This window comes from Pinisolibacter sp. (genome assembly GCF_036782435.1).
GTDB lineage: Bacteria > Pseudomonadota > Alphaproteobacteria > Rhizobiales > Ancalomicrobiaceae > CALBKH01.
This window is the reverse complement of sequence record NZ_DAIPZB010000091.1, coordinates 1-6,854: the sequence shown is the minus strand read 5'-3', so window position 1 is coordinate 6,854 and position 6,854 is coordinate 1. Positions and strand designations below refer to the sequence as shown.

Annotated in this window: 5 protein-coding genes; 2 read left to right on the top strand and 3 right to left on the bottom strand. The window is 67.5% G+C overall.

Annotated features, from left to right (window positions below):
* Positions 1 to 65: 65 nt before the first annotated feature.
* Entirely contained in the window at positions 66 to 1,022 is a 957-nt protein-coding gene (pip, locus tag V7Q42_RS21035; RefSeq protein WP_333826230.1) for a prolyl aminopeptidase, read from the bottom strand.
* A 450-nt stretch (positions 1,023 to 1,472) separates the two neighbouring features.
* On the opposite strand from pip, the gene V7Q42_RS21030 reads away from it, so the two are divergent.
* Positions 1,473 to 2,141: a response regulator transcription factor gene (locus V7Q42_RS21030; protein WP_333826229.1), complete on the top strand. Its 669-nt coding sequence runs from the start codon at positions 1,473 to 1,475 to the stop codon at positions 2,139 to 2,141.
* A 358-nt stretch (positions 2,142 to 2,499) separates the two neighbouring features.
* Here V7Q42_RS21030 and V7Q42_RS21025 read toward each other — a convergent pair whose 3' ends face one another.
* Both V7Q42_RS21025 and V7Q42_RS21020 read right to left on the bottom strand, forming a co-directional pair.
* Positions 2,500 to 6,036 (bottom strand): PAS domain-containing hybrid sensor histidine kinase/response regulator, encoded by a 3,537-nt coding sequence (locus V7Q42_RS21025; protein WP_333826228.1) that lies wholly within the window; start codon positions 6,034 to 6,036, stop codon positions 2,500 to 2,502.
* Between the two features lie 53 nt (positions 6,037 to 6,089).
* The gene (locus V7Q42_RS21020) at positions 6,090 to 6,260 is read right to left on the bottom strand and encodes a hypothetical protein (protein ID WP_333826227.1); all 171 of its coding nucleotides are present in this window, start codon (positions 6,258 to 6,260) and stop codon (positions 6,090 to 6,092) included.
* Positions 6,261 to 6,299: 39 nt separating this feature from the next.
* On the opposite strand from V7Q42_RS21020, the gene mscL reads away from it, so the two are divergent.
* A complete protein-coding gene (gene mscL, locus V7Q42_RS21015) occupies positions 6,300 to 6,725 on the top strand; it encodes a large conductance mechanosensitive channel protein MscL (protein ID WP_333826226.1) in 426 nt (141 codons plus the stop codon).
* Positions 6,726 to 6,854 lie beyond the last annotated feature (129 nt).

Below are 6,854 nucleotides of genomic sequence, written 5' to 3'. Positions count from 1 at the left end.
CAGGCCGCAACTCACGAAATTCGGACGAGTCCGAATTTCGTGAACTCGGTATGAGACCGCCGCTCTCACGCCGGACGATGCTTGAAACGCTCCGTCGCCGCGATCATCTCGTGGACGAGGCCCGGCTCGGTCACCGCATGACCGCCGTCGTCGACGATTCTCAGATCCGCCTCCGGCCACACCTTCTTGAGGTCCCAGGCGTTCATCATCGGCGTGCACATGTCGTAGCGCCCGTGGACGATCACCGCCGGGATGTCGCGCAGACGGTAGGCGTTCCTCAGCAACTGGTCCTCCGGCTCGAACCAGCCGGAATGGACGAAGTAGTGGCATTCGATGCGGGCGAAGGCGAGGGCGTAGTGGGCGTCGCCGAAGGCCGCGACCCGCGCCGGATCGGGCAGCAGCGACAGGGTCGAGCCCTCCCACACGCTCCAGCGCTTGGCCGCCTCCAGCCGCTCGATCGGATCGTCGCCGGTCAGCCGCCGGTGATAGGCGGCGATCAGGTCGCCGCGTTCGGCCTCCGGGATGAAATCGCGATAGGCGTCGAAGAGGTCGGGGAAGATCAGGCTCGCGCCCTCCTGATAGAACCACTCGAGTTCCTTGCGCCTCAGCATGAAGATGCCGCGCAGCACCAGTTCGCTCACCCGCTGCGGATGGGTCTCGGCATAGGCGAGCGCCAGCGTCGAGCCCCACGAGCCGCCGTAGACCTGCCAGCGCTCGATCCCGAGATGATCGCGGAGCCGCTCGATGTCGGCGACGAGGTCCCAGGTGGTGTTCTCGGCGAGTTCGGCGTGTGGCGTCGAGCGGCCGCAGCCGCGCTGATCGAAGAGCACGATGCGATAGGCGTCGGGATCGTGCAGGCGCCGCATCGTCGGCGTCGCCCCGCCGCCCGGACCGCCGTGCAGGCAGACGACCGGCTTGCCCTTCGGATTGCCGCACTCCTCCCAGTGGATCTCGTGCAGATCGGAGACCTTCAGACGGCCGGAACGGTGGGGTTCGATCTCGGGAAAGAGCTGATGGCGCATGACGCGGACGGCCTCCTGGTGGCGCGATCGAGACGAATGCTGCTCGTCCACCTCGATCGAAACGCCGATTTGTCGGCCATCGGGCGGTGTCGCGAGCGGAAACGCGACCTTAGCGGCTGGCGCGCCGGAGAAAAGCCGTCGCTGCGCAGAGCCGCATCCCGGAACGAACACGGCGGGAATCCGTAGATCGTGGAAGATCCTCCCGCCTCGCGGCCCGAATTCGCGTCTTCGGGCGAGATCGTTCCGATCGCCGAGCGCGTATGACCCTTGCGTGAAGCCTCTGGGACATCGATAATTCCTCCGACGTGCGACGTGTGGTCGCCCGGGGACGAGCGGGGGCGCTCGGCCCACGCTCGTTCGCCGTCGCCGAACCGAGGTCCCCGGGATCGTCTCCGGAGGAAGAGTTCGCGTGACGTTCGTTGCCGCGGCGACCCAGGGGGAGGACTACGGTTGGCGACCAATCCGGCATATCGGTTCGTGATCGCGGACGATCATCCGCTGTTCCGTGGAGCGCTTCGGCAGACGCTCGAAGGCATGTTCGACGGTGTGGCGATCTCGGAAGCCGGATCACTCGAAGCCGTCACCGCCATTCTCGAAGAGGGCGAGGAGGTCGACCTCGTCCTGCTCGATCTGAACATGCCGGGGGTTCGCGGCTATTCCGGCCTGATGTACCTGCGCGCCCAGTACCCGGCGGTGCCGGTGGTGGTGGTCTCGGCCAACGAGGACCCGGCCACCATCCGCCGCTGCATGGAATTCGGCGCCGCCGGTTTCGTGCCGAAGTCGCTCGGCACCGACTCGATCCGCGAGGCGCTCTCCGCGGTGATGGACGGCGAGGTGTGGACCCCGCCCGACGTCGACCTCTCCGCCGTTCCCGCCGACGAGACGGCGAAGCTGGTGCAGCGCCTGTCGACGCTGACGCCGCAGCAGGTGCGCGTCCTGATGATGCTGTCGGAGGGCCTGCTCAACAAGCAGATCGCCTACGAGCTCGGCGTCTCCGAAGCGACGGTTAAGGCCCACGTCTCGGCGATCCTGCAGAAGCTCGGCGTCGAGAGCCGCACCCAGGCGGTCATCGCCGCCTCCAAGATCGAAGCCGGGCAGTGGCAGTCGGTCGGGGTGTGAGGCCGCGACGATTTCGGTGAATTCGCGAACGGCGGGGCGAAGGCTCCGCCGTTTTCGCGTTTCGGGACCCGTGCCGATGTCGGCCGAGCGCCGAACGGATCGATTCCGCCACCGCGAACTCGGCCGTCATCCCCGGCGAGCGAAGCGAGGGAAGGGGATCCATGTGCCTCTCGACGCGTCGAAAGGCGAATGGATCCCCTTCCCCTCCACCGCCTTCGGCGGCTCCGGCCGGGGATGACGGCTTCCGGTCCGATCGGATTCGGGTCAGGCGGTCCGCAGGCGGGGGGGCACGAGGAGTCCAGGCCGGCTCGGCCGGTGCAATTCGCACACGCTCGTCGCACCCGCGCGCGCTCCTCCCTCACTCCGCCGCCGCCGCCTTCGCCGCCCGCCATTGCGCCAGCACGGCCCTCAGCGCCGCCGGCTTCACCGGCTTGTTGAGCACCGAGATCGACTTCTCGCCCGCCTCCTCGCGCACGGCGGGGGTGCGGTCGGCGGTGATCAGCGCCGCCGGCAGGTCGGCGCCGAAGCGCCAGCGCAGCTGCACCACCGCGTCGATGCCGGTGCCGTCGTCGAGGTGATAGTCGACGAGCAGGATGTCGGGGCCGCGGCCGCGCTCCTTGACCAGTTCCGACAAGGCCGCCGAGGCCTCCTTCTGGTCGCGCGCCTTGACCACGTGGATGCCCCAGCCGACCAGCAGCGCCTCCATGCCGTCGAGGATCTTCTCCTCGTTGTCGAGGCACAGCGCCGTCATGCCGTCGAAGCGGGTCGACGACAGCCGCGGCGCGCCGACGTCCGGCAGCACGTTCGGCATCGCCGCCGCCGTCGGCACGTCGACGAAGAAGCGCGAGCCCTTGCCCGGCTGCGACTGGAGATCGATCGGATGGCCGAGCACCCGGCCGATGCGTTCGACGATCGACAGGCCGAGGCCGAGGCCGCGGGCGATCTTGGCGCCCTGGTCGAGCCGCTGGAACTCCTGGAAGATCACCCGCTGCTTGGCGAGCGGAATGCCGAGACCGGTATCGAGCACCTCGACCGTCAGCCGCCCGCGCCGCCGCCTCACCCCGACCAGCACCCGCCCCTCGGGCGTGTACTTGATGGCGTTGGAGACGAGGTTCTGCACGAGACGGCGCAACAGGCGGCGGTCGGAGCGCACCCACAGGCTCGACGCCAGGACGGTGAACTCGAGCTCGCGCGCCTCGGCGATCGGGCCGAATTCGACTTTCAACTGCTTCAGGATGTCGTCGATGCGGAAGACCGAGAATTCCGGTTTGAGCGCCCCGGTGTCGAGGCGGGAGATGTCGAGCAGCGCCCCGAGGATCTCCTCGACCGCGTCGAGCGATTGGTCGATGTTGATCGCATGGGTCTCGAGCGGCGTCTGGACGGTCTTTTCCACCAGGGATGTGGCGTAGAGCCGCGCCGCGTTGAGCGGTTGCAGGATGTCGTGGCCGGCGGCGGCGAGGAACTTGGTCTTGCCGATGTTGGCGTCGTCGGCCTCCGCCTTGGCGCGCGACAGTTCGGCGTTGAGCCGGGTCAGCTCCTCGGTGCGCTCGCGCACCCGCCGTTCCAGCGTCTCGTTGGCCCGCGCCAGCGCCTCGGCCGAGGTGACGCGTTCGGTGATGTCGGTCCAGGTGGTGACGATGCCGCCGTCCGGCATCGGCGCGGTGCGGACTTCGATCACCGCGTCGGTCGAGGCGAGCCGCTCGTGATAGGTCTCCATCCGCCGGACAAGTCGATCGATGCGGTCCTTGATGATCCGCTCCGGATTGCCGGGGCCGAATTCGCCGCGCTCGGCCCGGTCGCGGATGATCGTCTGCAACGACACGCCGACCTGGGCGAACTCCGGCGACAGGTCGAGGATCTGGCGGAACTGGCGGTTCCAGCAGATGAGCCCGAGCTCGCGGTCGAACACCGAGATGCCCTGGCCGACCTGATCGAGCGCGATCTGGAGGAGGTCGCGGTTGTACTGGATGGCGGCGGAGGCGTCGTCGAGCAGCTTCACCGCCGCCTTGGTCGACGGGTCGCGCCGTTTGACCAGCAGCGACAGGACGAGGCGTGACGACGCCGCGCCGATCGCCGAGGCTAGCAACTGTTCGGCGAAGCGCAGCGTGTGCAGATCCGCCTGCCGGTCACCGATCATCGCCACCGAATGCGTCCGGCCATAGTCGGCGAAGGCGCGGGTGGTGCGCTCCTCGCCGAGGTAGCGCGCGACGGTGGAGATCAGGTCGTCGACGGTGACCGCGGTGCGCCAGCGCCGGAGCGCCGGGGTCGGCGTGAAGTCCGACGGCACGAAGACGTTGGCCTGCAACCGCTCGATCGGCTCGGGCGCGCGCGTCAGCGACACCGTGACGAAGACCGCGGTGTTGACCAGCAGGCTCCAGAACACGCCGTGGGCGAGCGGATCGAAGGCGAGCGAGAACAGCGCCTGTGGCCTGAGCAGCCAGATCCCGAAGGGACCCTGCAGCAGCAGGTTCGAGGAGCCGTATCCGGCCTCGATGAAGGTCGGCATCGCCAGCGTGTAGATCCACAGCGCGAAGCCGGCGAGGAGCCCGGCGATGGCGCCGCGCGCCGTGCCGCGCCGCCAGATCAGGCCGCCGAAGAAGGCGGGTGCGAACTGGGCGATCGCCGCGAAGGCGAGGAGGCCGATCTCCGACAGCGCCGAGACGTCGGCCACCGCCCGGTGATAGGCGTAGGCGAGCAGCATGATGACGAAGATCGCCACCCGGCGCAGGGTCAGCAGCACCCGCACCATGTCGGGGCCGTCGTCTTCGAACTGCAGGCTGCGCCTGACCAGGACCGGCACCACCAACTCGTTGCAGACCATGACCGCCAGGGCGAGCGCCGCGACGATGACCATGGCGGTCGCCGCCGACAGGCCGCCGATGAAGGCGACCAGGGTCATCGCCTGCGCTCCCGCGTCGAGCGGCAGACGCAGCACGTAGGTGTCGGCGTCGATCGCGGTGCCGTAGCGCACCAGACCCGCCATGGCGATCGGCACGACGAAGAGGTTGATGGCGACGAGATAGGCCGGGAACATCCAACGCGCCGCGGTCAGCTCCGAACTCGTGTGGTTCTCCACCACCCCGACGTGGAACATCCGCGGCAGGAGCAGGATGGCGAAGAACGACAAGAGCGACATCACGATCCAGTTGCCGCCCGACAGGCCGCGCGTGAACATGTCGACGCCGAGTGGATTGGAGGTCGCCGCGGTGTAGAGGTCGTGCGGGCCTTCGAAGAGCACGAAGAGCGCGTAGACGCCGACCGCGGTGAGCGCCACCAGCTTCACCACCGATTCCGTCGCCACCGCCAGCATCAGGCCGGACTGGTGTTCGGTGGCGTCGATGTGGCGGGTGCCGAAGAGAACGGCGAAGACCGCCATCGACAGCGCCACCGTCAGCGGCACGTCGGGATGGAACGGCGCCGGCACGCCCGGCATCAGCCCGAAATCGATGCGGGCGAGCAGCGTCTCCACCGACTGGCTGACCGCTTTCAACTGCAAGGCGATGTAGGGCACGATGCCGATGAAGGCGATGACGGTGACGACCGCCGCCAGGGTCTGGTTCTTGCCGTAGCGCGCCGCGATGAAGTCGGCGATCGAGGTGATGCGCTCCGCCTTGGCGAGCTTGACCACCCGTTTGAGGATCGGAAATCCGAGCGTGTAGAGCACGATCGGCCCGACGTAGATGGTCAGGAAGTCGAGCCCCTTGTTGGCGGCGAGGCCGACGGAGCCGAAGAACGTCCACGACGTGCAATAGACCCCGAGCGACAGCGCGTAGATCACCGGCCGGCCGGAGATCGGGGAGGAACGATTCGAGTTTCGATCACCCCAGTGGGCGATGCCGAACAGGAGACCGATGTAGACGACGGCGACTGCGAGGACGACCCAGCCTTGGAGCATGGTTCGGCGGCCTTCTCTTCAGGCAAACCCGTGCCGGCACGAACGAATTCCGGTCAATCGACCACATGTGCGCGCCGCTGTCCACCGTGCCGGCGGTCGACCGTCCCCTCCGTGGTCGCCCCGCTGCTTTTCGTTGTCGAGCGCGCGACTTCGTGACAGAAATTCGGAAAATCGATCCGTTCCCAGAGATCGAAGCGATTGCGATGCGGATGGCGTGACGTCATGACGACTCTCGAGCGGGTCGGAAACGGGGGACCAGGACGATGCTGAAAGAATTCAAGGAATTCGCGCTCAAGGGCAATGTCGTCGATCTCGCCATCGGTGTGATCATCGGCGGCGCGTTCGGCAAGATCGTCGACAGCATGGTCGGCGACGTGATCATGCCGATCATCGGCGCCATCACCGGCGGCCTCGACTTCTCCAACAAGTTCGTGCTGCTCAAGTCGCTCCTCGGCGACGCCTCGGCCCCGGCGACCTACGCCAAGGCCAAGGAAGTCGGCGCGACGCTCGGCTACGGCCAGTTCCTGACCGTGACCCTGAACTTCCTCATCATCGCCTTCGTCCTCTTCCTGGTGGTCAAGGGGATGAACCGCCTGAAGCGCCAGGAGGCCGCCGCCCCGGCCGCTCCGGCCGAGCCGCCGCGCCAGGAGGTGCTGCTCGAGGAGATCCGCGACCTCCTCAAGAAGTGATACCGAAGGCGGAGGTGCCGACGCATCCGGCCTTCGAAGCCACGCGAATTTCTCATTTGCGTCGGAGGCATGAAAAATTCGCGTCAGGAATACCATCGGTCATTTTCAATGGCCGATGGTATGAGGGAG